At 42.6% G+C, this 22538-nt stretch carries 13 protein-coding genes; 10 read left to right on the top strand and 3 right to left on the bottom strand.

Going from position 1 to position 22538, the window contains the following annotated elements; genetic code table 11:
- The first annotated feature begins 29 nt into the window (after nt 1-29).
- From CQ839_RS14465 to CQ839_RS14420, 9 genes are all read left to right on the top strand, one after another.
- Nucleotides 30-479 carry a hypothetical protein gene (locus CQ839_RS14465; RefSeq protein WP_103668998.1) on the top strand — a complete coding sequence of 150 codons (450 nt, stop codon included), beginning with the start codon at nt 30-32 and terminating at the stop codon, nt 477-479.
- Between the two features lie 42 nt (nt 480-521).
- A complete protein-coding gene (locus CQ839_RS14460; RefSeq protein ID WP_103668997.1) occupies nt 522-2405 on the top strand; it encodes a VgrG-related protein in 1884 nt (627 codons plus the stop codon).
- A gap of 192 nt (nt 2406-2597) precedes the next feature.
- Nucleotides 2598-2888, top strand: a complete 291-nt coding sequence (locus CQ839_RS14450) for a PAAR domain-containing protein (RefSeq protein ID WP_103668995.1) — start codon at nt 2598-2600, stop codon at nt 2886-2888.
- A gap of 61 nt (nt 2889-2949) precedes the next feature.
- On the top strand, nt 2950-3357 hold the full coding sequence (locus tag CQ839_RS14445; RefSeq protein WP_103668994.1) for a GPW/gp25 family protein: 408 nt from the start codon (nt 2950-2952) through the stop codon (nt 3355-3357).
- Between the two features lie 345 nt (nt 3358-3702).
- Complete coding sequence (locus CQ839_RS14440; RefSeq protein WP_103668993.1) at nt 3703-5916, top strand: putative baseplate assembly protein; 2214 nt, start codon at nt 3703-3705, stop codon at nt 5914-5916.
- A gap of 14 nt (nt 5917-5930) precedes the next feature.
- Nucleotides 5931-7007, top strand: a complete 1077-nt coding sequence (locus tag CQ839_RS14435) for a phage tail protein (RefSeq protein WP_103668992.1) — start codon at nt 5931-5933, stop codon at nt 7005-7007.
- A 63-nt stretch (nt 7008-7070) separates the two neighbouring features.
- Nucleotides 7071-8543 (top strand): hypothetical protein, encoded by a 1473-nt coding sequence (locus tag CQ839_RS14430; protein WP_103668991.1) that lies wholly within the window; start codon nt 7071-7073, stop codon nt 8541-8543.
- 44 nt (nt 8544-8587) lie between these two features.
- The gene (locus tag CQ839_RS14425) at nt 8588-9961 is read left to right on the top strand and encodes a cache domain-containing protein (protein WP_103668990.1); all 1374 of its coding nucleotides are present in this window, start codon (nt 8588-8590) and stop codon (nt 9959-9961) included.
- 141 nt (nt 9962-10102) lie between these two features.
- Nucleotides 10103-12277 carry a hypothetical protein gene (locus CQ839_RS14420; RefSeq protein ID WP_181016205.1) on the top strand — a complete coding sequence of 725 codons (2175 nt, stop codon included), beginning with the start codon at nt 10103-10105 and terminating at the stop codon, nt 12275-12277.
- Nucleotides 12278-12314: 37 nt separating this feature from the next.
- On the opposite strand, the gene CQ839_RS14415 is transcribed toward CQ839_RS14420, so the two are convergent.
- Entirely contained in the window at nt 12315-13154 is an 840-nt protein-coding gene (locus CQ839_RS14415; RefSeq protein ID WP_103668988.1) for an SWIM zinc finger family protein, read from the bottom strand.
- 60 nt (nt 13155-13214) lie between these two features.
- The gene (locus CQ839_RS14410) at nt 13215-16583 is read right to left on the bottom strand and encodes a DEAD/DEAH box helicase (RefSeq protein ID WP_103668987.1); all 3369 of its coding nucleotides are present in this window, start codon (nt 16581-16583) and stop codon (nt 13215-13217) included.
- Between the two features lie 262 nt (nt 16584-16845).
- Here CQ839_RS14410 and CQ839_RS14405 point away from each other — a divergent pair, with 262 nt between their 5' ends.
- Complete coding sequence (locus CQ839_RS14405) at nt 16846-18540, top strand: VanW family protein (RefSeq protein WP_103668986.1); 1695 nt, start codon at nt 16846-16848, stop codon at nt 18538-18540.
- Nucleotides 18541-18731: 191 nt separating this feature from the next.
- Here the strand turns inward: CQ839_RS14405 and CQ839_RS14400 are convergent, their stop codons facing one another.
- Nucleotides 18732-22484, bottom strand: a complete 3753-nt coding sequence (locus CQ839_RS14400; protein WP_181016204.1) for a DUF4347 domain-containing protein — start codon at nt 22482-22484, stop codon at nt 18732-18734.
- Between the last annotated feature and the right edge of the window lie 54 nt (nt 22485-22538).

The raw sequence follows: 22538 nt of genomic DNA, 5'->3' as shown, positions 1-22538 counted from the left end.
ATTACTAAAAAAATCATGAGGATATATTTATGACCGCAGGCCCAATTGTTAAAGCAATGCTCACCACCACCGATGCAGGCGCAAAAGCCATAAACTTTCAGTTCAACCCCACTGAGCTTCAGTTTAGCCGATCAGTTAGTCTCAACCGATCAGCAGGCGCTCGTACTGACTCAGGGCTCCCTAAAGTCACTTTTGCTTATCCAGATCCAGTTTCCCTTTCGCTTAGCAATCTCGTATTTGATACTTATGAAGCAGGAACAAGCGTTCTGACATTAATTGACCCGATCCTTAAAGCCACCGACTTTACAGGTTCCCTAGAACGACCACCAGTATATGTATTTGCATGGGGTCAAAATCAATATCTAAAATGCTTTGTCAAATCTGTTAGCTATAAACTAACCATGTTTTTGGCTGATGGTACACCTGTTCGCGCAGTTGTCGATATGTCGCTCGAAGAAGTCGATACTACTCAACTCTAAAAAATATTTTTCAACCATTCACAAAGCTAAATAGAGAAACCAATGCCAGCAACATATAAAGCCAAACCTTCGCTCCAAATTGACGGAGTTAATGCTTCAGAAGATTTGCTCAACGATATTTTGCAAATATCTGTTGAGGAAAGTCTGCATCAACCAGGAATGTTCACAATTATTGTTAATAATGATTATTTCCCAGGAAGTACTGATAAAGCTTGGGAACACCAAAGTCAATTTGCGATCGGTAAAAAAATCAAAATAGGTTTCACTTCTAGTACTACCGAAGATCCTGATTTTGTAAAAGAGGAGACTGGATATGTCTTAGAAGGTGAGATAACCGCTATAGAAACTGAGCTTAACGAAAAATCTCAGGCTCCAATCATCGTCCGTGGGTATGACATCTCTCATCGTTTACATCGAGGTCGTTTTAATCGCTCTTTCCAAAACGTTAAAGACAGTGATATGGTCTCCCAAATAATTGTCGAAGCTGGCATTACTGCTGGGACAATCACGGCGACGACTGTTGTCCATGAGTATGCTTTTCAAGAAAACCAGACCAATATGGAGTTTTTGCAAGAACGAGCTGCTCGTAATGGCTTTGAGTTATATGTTCAGGATGGAAAATTAAACTTTCGCGCTCCAAGTCAAGACCAAACTCTTGAGCTGAAATGGCTAGAAGATATTCATAGTTTTCGAGTGCGTGTTACTAGTTCTGAGCAGGTCAGCTCTGTTGAAGTCAGAGGTTGGGATTATGTTCAAAAGAAAGCGATCGTCTCTACCGCAACAACAGGATCAGTACTTACAACAACTGATAGCGGCACAGGTAAACAAGCCAGCACTAAATTTAGTATCACACCGAAAATGATTGTTGTTGATCAACCAGTTTTTAGTGTTAGTGAAGCCCAAAAAATGGCTCAGTCACTATGTAATGAATTAGGCGGTGAATTTGTCAATGCGGATGCTAAGGGAGAAGGGAATCCTGATATTAGGCCTGGAAGAGTAATAAAATTGACTGGTATCGGGAACTATAGTGGCAGTTACTATGTTACTGAAACTCACCACTTGTATCATGAGCGCAAGTTCATTACCCATTTCAGTGTGCGCGGCCTTCGTGGGGGTAGTTTATTCTCGATGTTGTCATCGAAGCCTCATCTACAGCCAGGGCAAACGATGTTAGTGGGGATAGTGAGCAATAATAACGATCCTAAAAAATGGGGACGAGTTAGAGTTAAGTTTCCTACACTTACAGAAGATCATGAGAGCAATTGGGCTAGAGTCGTGAGTGCAGGTGCAGGTAAAAATAGGGGCTTTGACTGTTTGCCAGAAATAAATGATGAGGTTTTAGTAGCCTTTGAGCATGGTGATATCCACCGCCCCTATGTGATTGGTGGAGTATGGAATGGTACTGATGCTCCCCCAACTGTGGTCACAGACAGTGTTGTAGGCGGGAAAGTACGCTTACGGACTTTTAAAACTCGCGTTGGTCATCAATTGCAATTTGTTGAAGAAGATAAAGGAACCGTCAAAAAGGGAGTTTATCTCAATACTATTGATGGTCATAATCTGCGACTAGATGATAGTACCAAGTTTGCTGAATTAGAAACTACTGGCGGGCACAAATTTCGGGCTGATGATAGTAGCAAGGTCATTAGCTTAACTTCTACAGGCAACATTACAGTTAAAACTGGGACAACTGGTATGACTAATGATTTAACAATTAATGCGGCTAATATTACCTTGACTGCAACCACAAACATTACCCTTAAAGTGGGTGCTAACAAAATAGTGATTTCTAACACAGGCGTAGTCATCGATGGACTCCAAGTTCAAGTAAAAGGTACTATTTCAGCCAAAATGGAAGCCCCAATGGTCAATGTAGAAGCTCTTGGTATCAATACAATTAAAGGTACTTTAGTTAAGATTAATTAGATGAGTTATGCGATCGCAAATACTTATAGCAGAGAATCAGCAATTCTCATTATGAAACCGATTTCGGTTTGGTTTTTAGCGCAAAGCGCTGTAAATTTAATAGCTAATATTTGCAGTATTGTTACCGCATTAATCCTTTTAGACATTTCTGCTTTACACAAACTTTATCCATTCCTCAATCCCTAATCTCTTATGTTTCCAGCAGCAAGGTTATCAGATAAGACTGTCACAAATGATACTATTATTGGGCCTGGAGCACCTACAGTATTGATTGGAGGGATGCCCGCAGCCTGTGTTGGCGATGCCGTTGTTGGTAATTTAGTAGTAGGCTCGATAGTCATGGGTTCTTTTACGGTCATAATCGGCGGACGCTTCGCAGCGAGAACTACCTCTCAAGTAGTTGGGATCAATGTCAATGCTCCACCCACACCTATAACTACTTTTGTGGGCAAAGCAGAAATGACTGTTCTAATTGGGGGATAAGCTCTGAACTTAATTTTTATAATATCCCCATATGTAAAGACATTTTTAGCCAAACAAATTTATGAGTGATTTAGAACAAGATTATCTGGGTAGGGGCATTTCGTTCCCTTTGCGGATTAATGTTCAAGGTGAACTAAAAACGGACGGTGGCGATCGCAATTTACAGGAGTCGATCTCGTCAATTTTGAACACCAAATTAGGAGAACGGGTATATCGCCCAAACTTTGGTTGCAGACTCTCGGATCTCACTTTTGCGCCGATGAATCAGCAGACGATTCTCCTAGCCAGAATCTATGTTGAGGAAGCATTAAATAGATGGGAACCTCGGATTAAGGTTACAGGAGTTTACGCAGAGCCTGATCCGATTAGAGGGCGTTTAGATCTAAAAATTCTCTACGAGATAAAAAAGAGCCATGATCGCCGTAGCATGGTTTATCCGTTTTATTTACTGCCCCCAAATGGCAATTAATACCAATTCACAGAAGTGTTGTCACACTTTTGTGAATTTAAAAAGCAAGCCCCGTAAGGGTTTTAAAAACACAAAGTGGCGTAGCCACTTTGTGTTTTTGTATAAAGAACCAGATTTTTTGTGATACGGCTTTGCCGTACCACAAAAAATCAGTTGTGCGTCCCCCAGCATACTGAGCCGTCCGTATAGCGGACGAATCAGTATGCTGGGTTTAGTTTTTAGCTAAGCTGCGCTATTTCAAAAAATCAGAACCAACTTTTTGAAATAATTTGGTATTTAACCGCGAAGGGTAAAGATAGCTAGTAAAATCTAATCATCGCCAAATTCACCTAAGAGCATTGTGTAATGACGAAAGAGTTTGATTTTCTTCCCAATTTGCCAAAATCTGATCTTGACGATCGCACCTTTGCAGAATTGGTGAATGAGTGTCTTCTCAGAATTCCGCGCTACTGTCCAGAATGGACAAATTACAATCCTAGCGATCCAGGGGTAACACTGATCGAGCTATTTGCATGGCTAACCGATCAGATGTTAATGCGGTTTAACCAAGTGCCGCGACGCAATTATGTTGCTTTTTTAGAACTACTGGGAATTCACTTACAACCGCCAGCCCCCGCCCAGACTGAAGTAACTTTTTATCTGAGTGCTTCTTTGCCTGAGCCCTATACGATTCCTGCGGGGATTGAGGTCGCTACACTGCGGACAGAAACTGAAGATGCGATCATTTTCAGTACCGATGAACCATTGGTGATTGGCAATCCAAGAATTTTGAACCTGTTAGCTGCACCTAGAGTCGAAGAGAATCCTGAATTCCTGCGCGATCTTCTTTTAGATGTTTGGACAGAGGATCGCGAGGAAGGGTGGTCGGGACAGGAAATAGCTCTGTTTAGCGATCCGCCACAACCGAATAATTGCTTTTATGTGGTTTTTGATGGAGAGCAGCCAATTAATGGCAATGTGATTGCCCTCAAGTTAAAGGGAGAGTCTGCTACAACTACAGGGATTAACCCTAATAATCCGCCTCGGTTTTGGGAAGCATGGAATGGCAATGCATGGCAACCTGTACTCCAAAAAGAAAGTGACGATCTCACGAGGGGATTTAGCTTTAGCGAATTAGCCGATGAAGGCACTAATCCTTTACAGGGGGCAGAGGTGATCTTTCATTTGCCACTCTCTTGGGATGTGACACAGTTTTCTACCTATCGGGGGCGGTGGCTACGCTGTAGCTACGTAGAGCCAACCCCTAATCAAGCAGCTTATAGTCGAGCGCCTCATATTATTGGTATGAGCGCAAGGGCGATCGGTGGGACGGTCAAAGCAACTCAATGTAATGCAATAACTAATGAAGTTGTGGGTGAGAGTAATGGTAAATCAGGGCAAGTATTTCAATTACTGCATCAGCCAATATTACCTCGCCAAGCTGATGAATATTTGCTAATCACCCCACCTGTTGGACTGCCACAAATATGGCATGAAGTTACAGATTTCTCAGAATCCACAGAAAGCGATCTACATTACATTATTGATTCTACTTCTGGAAACATTCAATTTGGGCCCTTCGTACAAACGCCCAATTATCAGAGCTTGCATACATTGCAACGCTTGCGCATTCAGGGTGAGCCGATGCAAAGGGTTGTTGCCGATCAGACTAAGGCGATCGCGATGAATACCAAGAGCAGTGGGACTCAATATGGAGCCGTACCGCCTAAAGGTTCGATCATTCAAATGGTGAAATATCGCACGGGTGGAGGGTTTCGCGGCAATGTGCAACGCGGAAGTTTGCGAATATCTAAGAGCGCCATTCCCTATGTGGCAAGCTTAACTAACCATGTTTCTGCGACTAATGGCGTGGATGCTGAGTCCCTTGATGATGTGGCAGTCCGCGTACCTAAGATGCTGCGCACTCGCAATCGCGCTATCACCCAGACGGATTTTGAATATCTGACGCTGATCGCGGGCGATGGGGCTGTAGCTCGTGTGCTCTGTGCGCCAGCTAAGAGTAAAGAAGATGCTGGAATTGTCAGGTTACTAACTGTCCCAAGAGTCAGTACTGAAAGTATTGATCTAGGACAAGGGATGACCCCAGATCAGTTCATCTTGAGCGCACCACTATGCGATCGCGTATTAGCCTATCTTGATGAACGCAAGATGCTAGGTGTACAAATTCAACTAGAGAAACCTGAATATGTGGGCGTATGTGTCCAAACTGAGATTGCCCTAGAATCTTCCTACAGCAATCCAAAGGTACAGCAAGATATTGTTCAACAACTCAAGGTGATGCTCTATCGCTTTCTTAATCCGATTACAGGTGGAGTTAATGGGCAGGGTTGGGAGTTTGGTCGTCCAGTATATCCGTCTGATATTGTCAAACTATTACAAAACTTTCAAGGTGTGCGCTTTTTAGGTACAGTACAACTCTTTGAATTGCGCTATGTAAATGGAGAATGGGCTCGAAGGCTTGCACCGCAACCGATGATTGATCCAGGCCCATTGGGTTTGATTTGTTCTTGGCGCAGCCCAAGGTTGCGCTCTAGCCATGTGATTAATATTGTCAGTTAGATAGCACAACTCCTATGACTCCAAAAAGCAAACTCCAAGCGCTAAGTATTCAACTAGTTTCAATGAAGTCTCCTGATGCTAATGAAGAGACATTGGCGAGTGCTGATAATTTGGATAGATCCCAGAGCAATCTATCACAGTCGAATAGCCTCGATAATGGGCGATCTCTATCTAAGTGCAAACTGCTAGTTAATCCTAATGAGCCAAGCGAAATAGTAGTTAAGCTCAAAAATTCTAGTAATCGAGCATTACTGACTAACTTGCGCGTAGAAGGGAACTTCCCAACCCATTGGCTCCAAATTGGCATGGAAGGCAATGAGTTACCACCCTATGCAGAGATGGAAGCGGTTCTCTATTTCCAAGTTCCTGCGGACTTTTTTGAGAATCAAGAAGCGATCGTCAATGGTCAGCCCCTCACGATTAACTATCAAGGACAGTTACAGATTTATGGTGGTTATGCTAGTTCCATCTCAGACTCTGGATTTTCTCCAAGGTTAGAACTGTTCGCTGTTGAGACATTTCAGCTTTATGTCCGTCCGTCTAGTCTATATCTAGACTTCTTACCTGATACTTACCGCGAAGTTGACTTTGTCGGAAGGATGCTGAAAATCTTTGAAGAAACGCTCGAACCTGATGTCCAAATTTTGGATACTCTCTGGGCTTATCTTGATCCGATGTTAGCTCCTGAAACCATGTTGCCGTTTCTTGCCCATTGGGTGGGCTGGGACACTGCGCCGACTCTTGGGGTTAAGCGACAACGGTATTTGATCAAGCAAGCAATGCAGATCTATCGTTGGCGGGGCACTCGAAGAGGACTACGCTTTTATATCCATTTATTTACAGGTTTACCACTTGATGAACATTTGCCTGAATTAGAAAAGCACATTAGCATTTTTGAAATTATAGGTAGAGGCTTTGTAATTGGCGAAGCCACTCTTGGTAACAATGCCTCAACGGGCGGTGGTAGACCTTTTCATTTTGTAGTGAGGATTCGTAACGATTTACAAAATAGCCTTGATTTACCTTTAATTCGTAGGATTATCGAACGTGAGAAACCTGTTTTTTGTACTTACGATCTAGAGATTATTTAGGTTTGACAACACGAAGTGTTGCCAAACCTAACCCTAAAACTGAAACTGCATTGATAAAACCATATGAACGACTTTCCATATCCCGAAATCAAATCCTTTGAACGGCTACAGGTATCTGATGGCTTGATGATTAATAGTGAACGATGGAGACTCGCTCACGAATATCACCAGCATCGCCAAAATGTACAGTATCAGTCTCTATTTTTACCAGGAATTATCTGCGGTTTAGGCGTTGCCCCGATCGCAGCACCTGAGGATTTGCCAGCCAAGTTTCGCGATGGACGATGGGTACAGATCCAACCAGGAATGGCGATCGATCTGCAAGGAAATTTTATTGTTGTGCCTACGCCCCTCGATTTTCGGATTTCTACAATTGCCTACGACAATGAAATTGAGACCGTTTATTTAGTTCTTAGTTATGTTGATCCCGCTAAACTTAAGCGAACTAGTGCCAATGAAATACTGGTAGAAACCTTTCGAGTCAATGAGAAGACTGACTTACCCCTTGATACAGATATTGAGATCTGTCGAATTACGATCGTGGAAGGACAATTAACAGTCCAGAAGCCTGCGGATGTATTTTCGCCTAGCCCATCTCAACTAGATATGCGCTACCGATTGCAAGCCAAGATTCGTCCACAAAACTCAATTCGGATCGCCTGTTTTCAAAACCCGAAAAATCAAAATCCGAAAAATCAACAGATTGTCATTCCAGAACATTTCCATTCCCTTGGACAATCTCTACCCAGCCTAGCCCCTAGTCTAAGACTAATCGAGCCAATTAGTAGCCTTGATATTAATGCCGAACTAACTCTAAATCATCTTAGCGCTTACCATCTTGTTTACCTAACCCATGCTCAAGCCATATCTATAAATGAATCTACACAATTAGCCTTACGAGAATACACTGCGATCGGTGGCGTGATTTTGATTGAGGCGGCGATTCGGAATAGTCAGCTAGCCAATCTATTGGAAATTCAGAATGAATTAGAGGCTGCTAAGAATAAATTGAGAAAAACCATGCAAACTCAATTTGTTAATGGTCAGCCAAATGTAAATATGGTTGACCAATCTAGCCTTCAAGCAGAACTTCAATCTGAGTTAGATGCGATCGCGATCGAAGTAAGCTCCTCTACTGAAAGTTTACTTAGTTCTTTGCGTGGTTCCCTTCCTATGGAAACACCAATGCGATCCTTTGCTGATTTAGAGCGCACTCATCCTCTCCGTAGCCAGCCATTTCTCTTTCCGAGCTTAGCTGCGATCGCAGAACAACCAATCCAAATACTAACAAATGGCAATGTAATTGTCATATTAGGCGAACTATCATCTATCTGGAGTGGTCAGTCAGAGCTTACTTTGACCAGAGAGAGCATTCGTAATTGTCAAGAATTGGGGATTAATATTCTTAACTACGCTACTCAGCAGTATGGAATGCATAATGCAATGCTAGTAAATCCTCAATACCAAAATCAACTTGCTCCTCAAGCTGCAACAGATCAGCGCCGCATCACCAATATGGTTGACAAAACCTCTTAAGAGCTCTAATCATTCACAATTATTTAATAAGGTTATCTATAATTATGGCTTCGATTCGACAAGTTGTTCCCATCGTTCTCAGTATTCAAATTACTGTTGCTGTCGGCATCACAGGCTGGATTTCATTTCAAAGTAGTGAACGCGCTGTCCAAAAGCTCACCCGTCAACTTGCTGAGAATTTGAATTTCCGCGTTGAACAACAAATCACTTCCTATCTAGAAGAGTCGGTACAAGTTAACCAAGCAATGACGATTGCCCTTAGCAACGGCAGCATTAATCCGAACGATATTAGTCAAGTTCAGAAAGATATATTTAATAAATTAAGAGAACTGAATACGCAAAATATTTTGTTTTATGGCAATGAAAGTGGAACCATGGTTGGCATTGAACGCAATGGCGACTCCAACTTTTTATTACGGATTCGAGAAGACAACGACAGTCCTAATCGTCCGACCTATGAACTCAATAATAAAGGGGTACGGGGTAAACTAGTCAAAACTGAACTAAACTATGATCATCGAAACCGTCCTTGGTATGTTGCTGCTAAACAATCTGGCAAGGCGATTTGGAGTTCGATTTTTGTCAGTACTACTGACGGCGAATTAACTACCACCAAAGCCACACCGATCTATAATTCTAGTGGGGGACTTCAAGGTGTAGTTGGAATTAATGTCTCATTGAAACAAATTAAGCAGTTTATGCTCCAAACTCGTCCTTCGGAGCAATGGCATTATTTTTTAGTTGAGGGTGATGGTAGTTTAGTAGCAGCTACATCTGAAACACCAATCTTTGAGAAAAATGGTGATACAGTTAAGCGTCTTGAAGTTTCGCAAAGTAAAGATATCCGATTACAGGATGCTGGTTTGGCAATTCAAAAACAGTTTGGGGGATTTCGGAATCTTAAAGATTCACAAGTAGTTGAATTTGAGTTCAATGGCGAAAAATATATCGTTAGCACCTATAAATTGAATAAAGATTTACAGCTAGATTGGTCGGTGGGAATTATTGTGCCAAAATCGATATTTATGCAAGAGATTTCTGCCAATTACCGAGTCACTCTAGTTATTATTGTGGTTATGCTGGGGCTGAATATCTTGATTGGTTTAGCTATCTCTGCATGGTTATTGCGTCCAATCAAAGATTTGATGACTGCGGCAAAGGAAATCGAAGAAGAATCTTTTAATCCTGAAGAGCTAGACTCAGTTGCTCAACGCAAGGACGAACTTGGACAAATGGCACGAGTATTTCAAGAGATGGGAAGTACGATTGCTGAGCGTCAAAACGGTATGAAGAGTCAACTTCGTAAACTACGGGAAGAAAAGGATGAAGCCAAAAAGATGGCGATCGCTTCCCAAATGGGACAGGAGAATTCATTGCAATCAATTCTGAGTCGATCGCGAGCTGCTCGAAGTAAGTAGAGCACCCCAGTCTAGCTCCCCCTCAATCCCCCTGCGCAAATGGGGATTGAGGGGGAGCTCTTAAAGCTTTTGATCGCAGAAAGCAATTCTTAAATGATTTCAACGCTATACCCAAACAGAGAAAACAAGGAACACACAGCGATGTCAGCAAATCAGATTGGCTTAGAGATGCCTCAAAAAGAACTAAATTTTAAAATTGGTTCTGAAAAAAATTCTTTCCCAGTAGTTGTCATTAATGACAGCAATCAATTTGCCAGCTTTCAAATTGATATAGCTGCCGCAGGAGCAGATACTCAAGCTATTGACTATGAATGGTTTACAGTTTCTCCTGACGTGAGTGTGAAGATTCCACCAGGCGACTTAGTGGAATTTGTGGTTTCAATTATTGAAACCCCGATCCCAGGTTTCACTGGCATTATGAATATTACAGTAAAAGCCTTTTCGATTGAACTGCGAGAAGAAAATCGAGCTGTAATGCGAATTATCTTGGAAGAAGGTGCAGGGCGATCGCACTTAGATTTAGATGCACCTTTTTACAAGATCCAAGCTACTCCCCTCGAAAATATAGAAATTCCGATTTTGATTGGGAATCCCAGTAAACAGAATACTAATGTCACCTTAACCTGCCTTGGTCTACCTGATTCATGGCTACCGAAAGGGAATATTCAGCAATTTCCACTAAAACCAGGGGCAAAATTCAAAACCGCATTTTTATGTAATCCCCCCTTTGACCATGGCACGATCTCTCAACTTTATAATTTTACTATTGCTGTTTCGCATACTAATGGCTCTTCCTCTGAATCTCAATGCACTTTAGAAGTTTTACCCAAAGGTTCTCTAGAATTTCTCTGTTCACCAAAAAAACAAACGATTCCCTCTAATCGAGATTGGACATCGTGGTGGAAATTTTGGCAATCATCACCTGCTATATTTACTTTAATTGCTGATAATGCTAGTAATCTGCCACAAAAAATTGATTTTGAAATTGAAAATGTTCAGACTAGTGATTATTCAGATTTTTCCTTTGAGATTTCTCCTAATGAAGCTAGCGTTGAACCGTTCAGTAAGACAGAACTAAGTCTGGAAATCAATAAATCTCGATCTTGGTTTGCTAAAGTCCAGAAATTGAATTTATTTGTTAAAGCTAATTGGCAAGACCCTAGAGTTAATACAGTTGATGAAATTCAAGCAGTCGAAGTGGTTATTAAACCAGTAATTCCCACTATTTTGGCTGTGATTTTGATGGTGCTGATGTTAATCTTTATTTGGTGGCTATCATGGCTTAATCCTAACAATCCATTCCCTCCTCATAAAGGTGCAGTTACTTCAGTACAGTTTGATGGTACTGGTACATATGGGATTAGTAGTTCTAACGATCGGACAATGCGTAAATGGGCTATAGATGGTTTCTATTTGCCATGGGTCAATCAAGATCTAGGATCTATTGGCGAAGCCCAAAAAGCTATTCGAGTAGCTCGTTTCCGTCCAGTTAACAACGATTTTGTGGCGGCAGGATTGGAAAATGGTGAAATTCAAATTTGGAAGTCTGACAATATTGGTAAGAGTCCTTTAGCAACGTTTAGCAATCAGGCAGATGACCGAGTTTTTGACTTAGCTTATACGCTTGATTCTCGAACACTATTTAGTGGTCATGGCAGTGGCGCTGTCTTACGCTGGGATCTTCAAAACTTGTTCACCAACCCACCAACTCAGCCTAGTCAAATCAAAAAATTTGATTTTGCGGTTGCGTCGATCGCTTTAGTCGGTCAAGACGACAGTACTTTGGCGATCGCAGGTCGATATAACCAACTTGTACTTTGGAATTGGGTTAAAGATACCGTAAAAGTAATTCCCTATCCTAAAGTTGGTGGACAGGATGATTATATCCAAAGCATCTCAGCTACCGATCGCAAACGGAATATGCTCGCGACTGGAGATAATCAAGGATATATTGCTATTTGGGATTTGAAGACCTGTTTACAAAGCGATCGCCCCTGTGAAATGCTGGATGGATGGGAAAATGCTCATCATGGCAAGCCCGTGCGATCGGTGGCGTTTAGTGAAGAAGGTTGCTACTTAGCTAGTGGTGGAGATGATAAGGAAGTCAAGCTATGGATGCTCACTGGTAATGGCAAGCGAGTTTCTAGTTTTATTAATGGTAAGACCTTAGATGTTAAACCATCTAATATTAATGCCGTTGATATTCACCTAACTAACAGGGATGTTTTGATTATGACGGGCACTGGAATCGGTCGAGTATTTGGGCAACAATCAGATCGACTTTTTAATCTTGGCTGTGATAAAAACGAAAACTAATGTAGTGAGCTAGCCCACACTACATTAGTTTTGGGAGCTATAACAGTGATGAGTTTTTGTTTTTTACGCGATCGTAAAGTATCTCCATAGTTTCGATAAATGAACTATCCTTATGCCAAAAAGGCGGGTTGTCGCCTTGTTTTTTGATAGCGATCGCTGACACACTTGCAGGAGTAGCAAAGGGAATTGCCTGTGGTAGGCGCTTTTGTCCCTGCCAAAATTGTTTGAGGGAAGGAGTTTCTTTGATAGCTACGGTTTGAGGTTTAGTGAAGTAAGAGGTTGCTACTTCTGGTTCAAGAGTGCGATCGCCTAATTCTGATGCGAGGGCTTTACCGAGGGGTGATTTGATTAGTTCTGCTTGCAGATCTTCTTTAGATATGCCGCGCATCTCGAATAGCAGAAATGGATCTTGATCCATCTCACCCGAAAGTCGGTAACATAACCCTGCAATATGTTTGCAAGGATTGGAATAGTCGGGACAGGTACATTCCGTATGAAAGTCTTTGCTGCTATAGGGTAATAGATGTTTGCCAACGGCGGTAAAGCTATCTTCAATATTTTCAGGCACTTCATTGAGCAATAATCTAGCGACTACACTTGCCTTTGAGGACATATTGGCAATGATTTTTGTCCAGTCCTTAGCTGCGATCGCGGTCATTTTTACTTCAGTATCATAGTGAGGCTCTTTATAGACTCCAAAATAAGGATTGACGTTACCGCGAATAGTTGCCGTGGCGAGTCCTTTGGTAATATCGAAATAAAGAATGCGACTGTCTCCCGAATAGGCGCGACCGCGTTGGAGTCTACCTGAATCGGTGAAAGATTCGAGGGCGCTAATGAATTTTTGCCCCCACCATGTTCGACTATGTTTTGCCATTGTTTTACTCCTATTTTATTCCTAAATTTTTAAGAGATTGCCGCGTTTCGGTAATCTTATTTAATCCATAATTGCACTCTTATTCAAAGCAATAAGTTGCTTGAACTTGTCGTTGTCTAGCTCCGTGAGCCAAGACTCATCCGCACCAACGATCGCACCTGCGAGTTTCTTTTTGTCCTCAATCATTTGATCGATGCGCTCCTCTAGGGAGCCGATAGTGATGAATTTGTGAACAAAGACATTTTTCTTCTGACCAATCCGAAAGGCGCGATCGGTGGCTTGGTCTTCAACGGCGGGATTCCACCAGCGATCGAAGTGGAAAACGTGGTTTGCCTTGGTGAGCGTAATACCGACACCACCAGCCTTAAGCGAAAGAATAAATACCGAAGGCTCCGTTTCAGGATCTTGGAACTCAGTAATCATCCGCTCGCGTTTATCGCGATTTGTGCCACCGTGAATGTAGTAGGTATTGTAATGCAGCTTTTGACGGATATATTTTTCCAAAGCATCACCGATCTCCGTAAACTGCGTAAAGATTAACAGACTTTCTCCTTCGGAAATTACTTCCTCCATCATCTCGGATAAACGGCTAAGCTTATGCGATCGCTCGGTTGTAAAATCGCTACCATCTTGCAAAAACTGGCGCGGATGATTGCAAATTTGTTTAAGTTTGAGCAATGTCGAGAGAATTAATCCCTTACGCTGAATTCCTTCGACTTCATTAAGTTGTTTTTCCACATCCCTAACCACTACTTCATAAAGCGAGGCTTGCTCTTTAGTGAGGTTGGTATAAAGCTTTTGTTCGATTTTATCGGGCAGGTCTTTAATGATCGATTGATCGGTTTTGACGCGCCGCAAAATAAATGGCTCGACCAGTTTTTTTAATACACCTGCCTGAATTTGATCGTTATTCTTTTGAATTGGCGTTTCAAAGGATTTTTTAAACTGTGCTTCTTTACCCAAGTAGTTGGGATTTAGGAAGTTGAAAATTGACCATAAATCTAAAAGACGATTCTCAACGGGTGTGCCTGTGAGGGCGAGACGGTGCTTTGACTCTAATTTAAGAATTGCTTTAGTTTGGGCGGCTTTGGGATTTTTGATGTTTTGGGCTTCATCAATCACAATCCGATGCCAGTTTACGGAATTAAATAGAGCTTCATCTTTGCGAATGAGGGTAAAGGAAGTAATGATCAAATCATGGGTTTGATAGATCTCTTGAAAAGCGGCAGCATCTTGAATGCGATCGCTACCATGATGCACGATCGCTCGTAAATGGGGCGCAAACTTCTCGATTTCCTTTTGCCAGTTACCGACAACGGAAGTGGGGGCAATCAGTAACGTGGGCGGAATTTCAGCTACTGACTCAAAGGCGGGAAGAACCTTTTTAGGTTTTGTTGTTTTTGTTGATTTTTTAGCTTTAGTGGGTTCGCAAATTTCTGTAATTGCAGCACGTTCATTCACCAATCTCGCAATAATCTGAACTGTCTTACCCAAGCCCATATCATCGGCTAGACAGCCATTTAAGCCCAGATTTTCCAAATATTGCAACCATGCCACACCGCGTTTTTGGTATTCGCGCAAAGTTCCCTTTAATTGCGGTGGATTTTCGATGGGTTCAAATTGTTGCTTATCCTGCAACTTAGTCAGCATCTCCGCAAGGACACTATTGCGATCGACTTCCCAATCAGGATCGGTGGCAGTTAACTTCATTAAGTCAATCAGACTCATTGCCGACGTGCCTTGTCCTTGCTGGTGCCAAAAAGTCAGCATCTCCTGCATTTTGTCGCGATCGAGTTCGATCCATTCGCCGCGAAACTTGACTAGCGGCACTTTAGCATTTACTAGTTGTTCCCATTCCTTTGCGGAAACCGTTTCATCCCCGATCGCTAATTCATACTGATATTCCACCAGTTGATCGAAACCAAAGTAGCTCTTGGCTTGAGTCTTGCTACTAGTGGCACTTTTGCCCGATCCCTTCAAGCGCATTTTTGCCCTGCGTCGTCCCATTGGGGTCCACCAAGCAGGTACAACAACTTTATAACCAGCATCCTCTAAAACCCAAGCCGATTCCTTCAAAAATTCAAAGGCTTGGTCAAGATCGAGACTTAAGCCAATCGGGCGATCGGTTTCTAATCCTTGCCAAACTGGATTATAGATTCGGGCAGCATAACCAAGATTTAATAATAGATTTTGCTCAAACTCTTTGCCAAATTGCTTTTCCATTGCTTTCTTTTTCGCCGCCGTCATTGTCCAATAATCGGCTAGTGGTAATTTCAGCGATGGATCTTGTTTAGGAGCAACTTGAAATACCAGTTGCCAAGGCTCTTGCTCTTTTACAGGTGCTTGGAGTTGAAAGCAGAGATAAAAAGCAGAATTCGATTGGGTGCGAACAATTTTTTGTCGCCATGCTTGCCATTGTTGATACTCTTCTAATGCTGCATCACCAGCAAGCATCGAATCGCCAAAGCGATCATCAGAAAAATCCAAACCCTTGTGTAATAAAGAATCAAATACTTGCTTATCAAATTGGGCAGTTGATGGAGTATGAGTAACGATATTATGCAGCAATGATTCTGAGAAATGCTGCAATAGGGTGAGGCGATCGCTAAATAACGGTTGAGAATTAGGTTCGCTAAATCCTGCAACACAGGCAAGGGGCATATATTCTACATATTGTCCGAGTTCTTCTTCATATTTCTCAGACACGATCTCCCAAGCTGGATAAATCTCAAATTTTGGGGCTTGACTTGCTTCTTTTTTCGGCTTTGCAGATGTTTTAGCAGAAGTTTTGGTTGCTTTAGTAGCTTTCACCTCAAGTTCTCGATACTTAAAGGCAGGAATATATTGATCCTTGAGAATAATCTGTTTGAAGGCTTGGGTGTAGTGATACCAAAATAGTAAATCGGAGCCTAGCTGAACTTCGGCAAGATTATTGATCGCTATGAAATGTAAATCATTCAGCAATTTGACAACATTAATCGCTCGACGATATGTGTAACTACCTGTTTTGACGGGAGTAGTCACCTGATAACAATCAATTTGCCAATATTGCAAATCAAAATCTTCAGGGCTATCAATTTCTAAATATCGTGCCGATTCTAAAGATGGTAATGGTTGATTATCGCTAGTTGGCAAAAGAAAATATTGAGGAAAGATAATCTTTGCCTTTTCATATCTTTTATTACTTGGTTCCTCTAGAAGATCATCCTTGATGGCTAGATCCTTATAGAGAAATGACTTTAAATCTGATTCACCCAAACTCGCAGGATGTTTTGCGATCGCATCAGATGCTTGCACCGTCTTGGATGATTTGCGCTTGTTTGTAGCGATCGCCTTAGCTTCAGTCGTCTCTACCCAAACATAAAAATTACCAGTTTGAATAAAATCGCTGTTATGCGCAGGAATCCAAGTACCATGCAGAATTTTCATAAAATTGCTCGATTAGACTAGGGCAAAAGATATTGAACTTGATACAGTCTATCCAATCAAATATATACCGAAATCTATTTATTTGCCTAAGGAAAGGAACAAATTTAAAGTCTTTGCAATCAGTGTATTCAGAATATTTAGATAGTTACAGCGCTTGACGCTCAAACCCGAATTAATAAATCTTCTAGAAGATTTATTGTGGTTCGTTTGCTCGAAAATTGCTGAATATCTTCAAACAGACATTTGAGCAAAAGTCGAAATCATGAATACAACAACGCAGTACTCAATCCAAAGACAAAGGGATAAAACTCCTAATTTTAAACATGCAAGTTTATTTGCGATCAAAGCTAGTTTCTTCCGCATAAAAAGAGCAATCTCTGATCTAATTCATCCAGTTACTACTCATACTAAGTCCGATCGCCTTTCAACACAAAATGTCATTGCGGAGTCTATAACTCCGCTATGGACAAGTGAATTAGCCTCAGAGCAGGAGCTACTAGCGGGGAAAATCCATAACCTGAGAATAGCGATTAAAAACATTGATGGAATTGAAATCCAACCCCTTAAGATGTTTAGCTTCTGGCAGCAGATTGGGAGGCCTTCGCAATGGAAAGGTTATATGGAAGGACGGGAGATTCGGCAGGGTTGCATTATTCCTAGTATTGCTGGTGGTTTATGCCAGCTATCCAATGCTCTTTATAGCATCGCTTTAGATGCTGGCTTTGAGATTGTGGAGCGACATGCTCACACCCAAATCATTCCAGGTTCTTTGGCTGAAATTGGTAGAGATGCTACAGTATTTTGGAACTATGTGGACTTAAGGTTTAAAGTAAATCGTGCAGTGAGAATTGAAGCAAATCTGACGCATAACTCATTGGTACTAAGGCTAAAAGGTGAGCGAGGTAATTATCCAGTTGGTAAAGTAGATGTTCAAGATCGCGAGACGATTGGCGATCGCCACAATTGTGTAAGTTGCCAAGTTAGCTCTTGCTTTAGAAATATTCCGCATAGCAAAATGCGCTCAGATTTTGGCAAGACGGTCTTTTTAGTTAATGAATATTGGATTGAATACGATCGCTATATCCAATCACAAAGATCGAGTCATGATATTTTGGGTATTCCGCTTGATGGACATAGGTTTCACAAGAATAACTACAAATGGACTCAAGATGGATTTGCTAAGGTTGGTAAGGCGACATTGACAACTTTAATGAGAGCTTGGCAATCAAGAAATTTGCCACCACAAGGGAAATCGATACAAAGTCTGTTACTGAAATATGATCAGAAGCTAGCTAAGGACTTCGCCGCTTTGCTAACCTATGATGTAACGCATGTTGTGGTGATGCAAAATTTACTCCCTTGGTTATGGCAAGCGGGAGTTTTGCAGGGCAGAACTTTTGATGTATTGATGACAAGATTGCCCATCGATATTTTGCAAGAGCGATTAGATCTAGTCTATAGATTACATCCCGAAAGTCCTACTTTAAAGGATTTTAGAGCCAGTGAGACATTCGCAAAAATTGAGCGTCAAGCTCTACAGCAAGCTAGCAAAATAATCACTCCACATTCTGAAATAGCCAGCCTTTTCGCTGATCAGGTCGTTCCGCTGGATTGGCACATTCCAGAGCTCAAATCAATTCCTACTAAGGGTAACAAAATTCTATTTCCTGCTTCTACGATTGGCAGAAAAGGAGCTTACGAAGTTCGTGAGGTGGCGAGAAAGCTAAACCTAGAATTAACGGTGCTTGGAAATGAGTTGGAAGGAGATGATTTCTGGAAGGATGTACCGATTTGTAGAGCAAATAGTCAGGATTGTCTCGATCAAGTTGGATTGGTTATCCTGCCAGCGTTTGTAGAGCACAATCCTCGAATATTACTCAGAGCGATCGCCTGTGGAATTCCCGTAATTGCTTCATCTGCTTGTGGTCTAGCTAATCTTCAGGACAATGATCACTGACGTTATGCCAAAACACAAAATGGCTACGCCATTTTGTGTTTTTAAAACCCTTACTGGGTTTGGTTTTTAATTCACGAAAGTGTTGCCACACTTTTGTGAATTGGTATTACGTGGAAAGAATTCCTTTAATGGCATTAGGTTTGGGGCTGGCAAGGGGGCGCAGCCCCTAAGGGTTCGTCTTTGATAATGCGTTAAGGTTTCTTGCAATTTGGAATGGAAGTAGTCTGAGCATTGGCGAGGGAAGGATCAAGGCAGAGAACCTGTGTGAAACTTAGTTCTGGATCTTGCTCGTCTAATCTGGGGGAGCGTACTTCTAAATCCTCACGGCTAGGAAACGCACCACCAAATCCATTGGTAACTTTGTTGGTTGCTGGTAAAGCTACATTGGTCAGTGAAAATGATGCGGGAGTAAATCCAGTTGCTGTCGCCGCCACAGTATAACTGCCTGAAACTCCATTTGCGGTGAACGTAGGAGCTACGGCAATACCGAGATTATTGGTTAATACGCTGGCATTACCAGCAAATGAGCCACTGGCACTGCTAGATGATGGAGCAAAGGTAACTAGAATATTTGGTACGGGAATTGGGCTATTCACGAAGTTTTCGGTGACTTGTATGCCTAGAAGCTGAGCAAAACTGGTGTTGATATTGGTACTTTGGGGTGTGGAGTTAGCTATTGGGGTGAGACTAAAGCCTTGAGATTCAAATGCACCGATATCGACAACGCCACCAAAAATGCGGGTTGCACTGCGTTGATCGTTAGCGGCTACGCCTGCGTTATTGCCAGCATTTAAGGCTGGGCTGTTGGGTAGGAGTGCATGGGTTTGGGTCGAGCCGCCATAGTTGCCAAGTGGTGCAAGTTGGGGGTTGATGGGATTTGAGATCGTGCCGATGAGGGAGCTATTGGCAAATGTGGCGGCAAAGCCATCATTTGCACCGATTAAATTATTGCCGCCATTAGTAAAACCTACTCCTGAGACATTACTCCCCAAGTCAGGAGCTTGCAATCCTCGATCAAAGTTACCTGCAATTATCGAGTTTGCGATCGTGAATGTGCCGCTATTACGAAAAATTCCACCACCATTACCTGTGCCATTGTTATCGGCATCGGCAGTATTGTTAGCGATCGTGCTGTTGGTAATTGCGCCTCCATTAAAACTAAAAATCCCACCACCATTATTAGCAGCCGTATTACCCGACACAGTGCTATTGGTGAGCGCCACGGCTCCAATGCTAAAAATCCCACCACCATTATTAGCAGCCGTATTACCCGACACAGTGCTATTGGTGAGAGTCACGGCTCCATTGCTAAAAATCCCCCCACCACTAGCACCCGCCGTATTACCCGACACAGTGCTATTGGTGAGAGTCACGGCTCCATTGCCATAAATCCCACCACCATCACCTGTGCCATTGTTATCGGCATCGGCAGTGTTGTTGGTAATGGTGCTATTGGTGATCGTGCCTCCGTTAGTGCTAAAAATCCCACCACCATTAGAATTAGCCCTATTACCCGACACAGTGCTATTGGTGAGCGTCACGAGTCCATTGCTAAAAATCCCACCACCAAAGTTACCAGCCGTATTAGCCAACACATTACTATTGGTGAGGGTCACGGCTCCGCTTAAAATCCCACCACCAAAGTTACCAGCCGTATTAACCGACACAGTGCTATTGGTGAGCGTCACGAGTCCACCGCTAAAAATCCCACCACCACTATTATTTGACGTATTACCCGACACCGTACTATTGGTGAGGGTCACTCCAACGCCCCAAATCCCTCCACCATCAACATTAGCCGTATTACCCGACACAGTGCTATTGGTGAGAGTCACGGCTCCAAAGCTCAAAATCCCACCACCAATACGATTAATAGCCGTATTACCCGACACAGTGCTATTGGTGAGAGTCACGGCTCCAAAGCTCAAAATCCCACCACCATCAACATTAGCCGTATTACCCGACACAGTGCTATTGGTGAGCGTCACGGCTCCAAAGCCATAAATCCCACCACCATTAGCATTAGCCGAATTACCCGACACAGTGCTATTGGTGAGAGTCACGGCTCCACCGCCCAAAATCCCACTACCATTAATAGCCGAATTACCCGACACAGTGCTATTGGTGAGCGTCACGACTCCATTGCCATTATTGTTTATCCCACCACCATCGCCTGCTCCTGCATTCCCATTGATAATTCTTAAACTATCAAACGTGGTGTTGCCATTACCCGCGATATCAAAGACGCGCACCGCATTACTGCCACTCACCGTGACATTACTTGCTCCAAATGCACCACTGATGGTCAGATCTCCATTAGTGACATCAATCGCCAAAGTTGATGCCAAAGTAATCGCTCCTTGAGAGCCATTAAACACAAGTGGGTCAAACCGAATATCATCCGCAACTGCGTCACTATTAGCAAGCCCTATCCGCTCTCTCAAAGAACCCGCCCCCGCATCATTAGTATTCAGTACCGTATAAGTCAATAGAACATTCTGATAAGCATTGGTCGCCGCATCATTAAAAATCACCGTTGCAGGATTCTGCCCAGTCTGGTATTCCAGATTCCAATCACCACCCAGCGCCACCGCCCCCGTGCGATTGGTTGAAGCCGCCACATCATGACCTGTATAATTCTTCACCGCTTGAACAAGCGCCGCTCCATTCTCTCCACTAGCCAAATTACAGGCATAGAGCAAAATATTCGCCGCAGGAGATAGAGCCGTCTTCCATGCTTGGAGATCGTTAGCATATTTAGCAATATTCTCCGTACTGACAAAATCTTTACCCAGCCAGAAATTACCCACATCACCTTCAGAAACAATATGCAAACTATTTGCACCCGTCACACTAGCTAAAGTTGCGGTAACTTTCTGAATCCCATACTGATCAGGATTAATCACCGTCACACTACTTCCGCCATTAGTGCCATCCAGTAATGTTTGATAATTTTTAACTGTGCTGTCGATGAATACAAAATTCCAACCCTGTTGGATATTAGTCGCATTCAAAGAAGCTTGAGTCGTGTTGTAACGATTGGCAAGGACATTGATATTTGCTGCCGTGAGATTACCCGTAGCGATCGCCTCTCCCGCTTTGGTCGGTGCAGTAATCCCAGACCCAGTCAGTAATTTTGGCAAATCAATTCCTGCGATCGGTTTTGTACTGCCCAATTCTTGCTGAGTTGCGATCGGGAGATCGAAACTCAGCACACCACCTTCAGGCGTAATCCGCACATACTTACCATCGGGTACTGCCACGATATTGATTGTGCCATTAGGTGTGGATATAGCCCCCGTATTGATCACAATGCCACCAACAAGCGAAATACTTTTCCCTTGAGGAACATTGAGATTTCCTTGATTGAGAATCACGCCAGAAGTTTGTCCTTGAGTCAGTGGCGATGTCGGACTAGTAAAAGCTAAAGCATTGGGAGTTCCATTAAGCTTTTGGAGATCACTTGCACTGGTATTCATGCCAAACCAACCATTCCCAACTTGGATGCCATTGGCTGTAGTAGCAGTAAAGGAAGCAGGTACATTCAAACTAGCATTATTCCCAAAGATAATCCCTGCGGGGTTCATGATGTAGAGATTAGAATTTCCGCCTGTCAGTTGGATTAGTCCATTAATGACGGAAGGATCTCCTCCAACTACTCGACCAAGAATATTTTGAATATTTGGCTGACTGAGAAAGTTGGCTATTTGTCCCTGACTTAAGCCAAATTGTTGAAAACTATGGAAGAGATTTGCCCCTGCTTGGGTTCCGCCTGTAATGTCAAATCTTTGTCCATTTGGCAATACAACTGTGCCAGTCCCGTCTTGTGCGGCAGTGATCGGTATTGATTGGGCATTGACTGGTGTTGTCAGTAATAATGCTGGAGATAAGGCGATCGCGATCGCAGTTGTTGCCCAATACTTTCCCCAAGTTGACTTCAGCATAATCTCCAACAACCCCATCAAAATTTTTACTGAGACTTAACAATATAAATTTAT

The sequence above is a fragment of the Pseudanabaena sp. BC1403 genome, assembly GCF_002914585.1.
Taxonomy (GTDB): domain Bacteria; phylum Cyanobacteriota; class Cyanobacteriia; order Pseudanabaenales; family Pseudanabaenaceae; genus Pseudanabaena.
The sequence above is the reverse complement of the archived record's forward strand: the minus strand, read 5'-3'. Positions and strand labels throughout refer to the sequence as shown.

What these genes read in the sequence shown, in the direction of transcription:
- CQ839_RS14460 (WP_103668997.1), top strand. Translation starts at nt 522, where the DNA reads ATGCCAGCAACATATAAAGCCAAACCTTCGCTCCAAATTGACGGAGTT.
- CQ839_RS14405 (WP_103668986.1), top strand. Translation starts at nt 16,846, where the DNA reads ATGAATACAACAACGCAGTACTCAATCCAAAGACAAAGGGATAAAACT.
- CQ839_RS14450 (WP_103668995.1), top strand. Translation starts at nt 2,598, where the DNA reads ATGTTTCCAGCAGCAAGGTTATCAGATAAGACTGTCACAAATGATACT.
- CQ839_RS14440 (WP_103668993.1), top strand. Translation starts at nt 3,703, where the DNA reads ATGACGAAAGAGTTTGATTTTCTTCCCAATTTGCCAAAATCTGATCTT.
- CQ839_RS14420 (WP_181016205.1), top strand. Translation starts at nt 10,103, where the DNA reads ATGTCAGCAAATCAGATTGGCTTAGAGATGCCTCAAAAAGAACTAAAT.
- CQ839_RS14435 (WP_103668992.1), top strand. Translation starts at nt 5,931, where the DNA reads ATGACTCCAAAAAGCAAACTCCAAGCGCTAAGTATTCAACTAGTTTCA.
- CQ839_RS14415 (WP_103668988.1), bottom strand. Translation starts at nt 13,154, where the DNA reads ATGGCAAAACATAGTCGAACATGGTGGGGGCAAAAATTCATTAGCGCC.
- CQ839_RS14400 (WP_181016204.1), bottom strand. Translation starts at nt 22,484, where the DNA reads ATGCTGAAGTCAACTTGGGGAAAGTATTGGGCAACAACTGCGATCGCG.
- CQ839_RS14445 (WP_103668994.1), top strand. Translation starts at nt 2,950, where the DNA reads ATGAGTGATTTAGAACAAGATTATCTGGGTAGGGGCATTTCGTTCCCT.
- CQ839_RS14410 (WP_103668987.1), bottom strand. Translation starts at nt 16,583, where the DNA reads ATGAAAATTCTGCATGGTACTTGGATTCCTGCGCATAACAGCGATTTT.
- CQ839_RS14425 (WP_103668990.1), top strand. Translation starts at nt 8,588, where the DNA reads ATGGCTTCGATTCGACAAGTTGTTCCCATCGTTCTCAGTATTCAAATT.
- CQ839_RS14465 (WP_103668998.1), top strand. Translation starts at nt 30, where the DNA reads ATGACCGCAGGCCCAATTGTTAAAGCAATGCTCACCACCACCGATGCA.
- CQ839_RS14430 (WP_103668991.1), top strand. Translation starts at nt 7,071, where the DNA reads ATGAACGACTTTCCATATCCCGAAATCAAATCCTTTGAACGGCTACAG.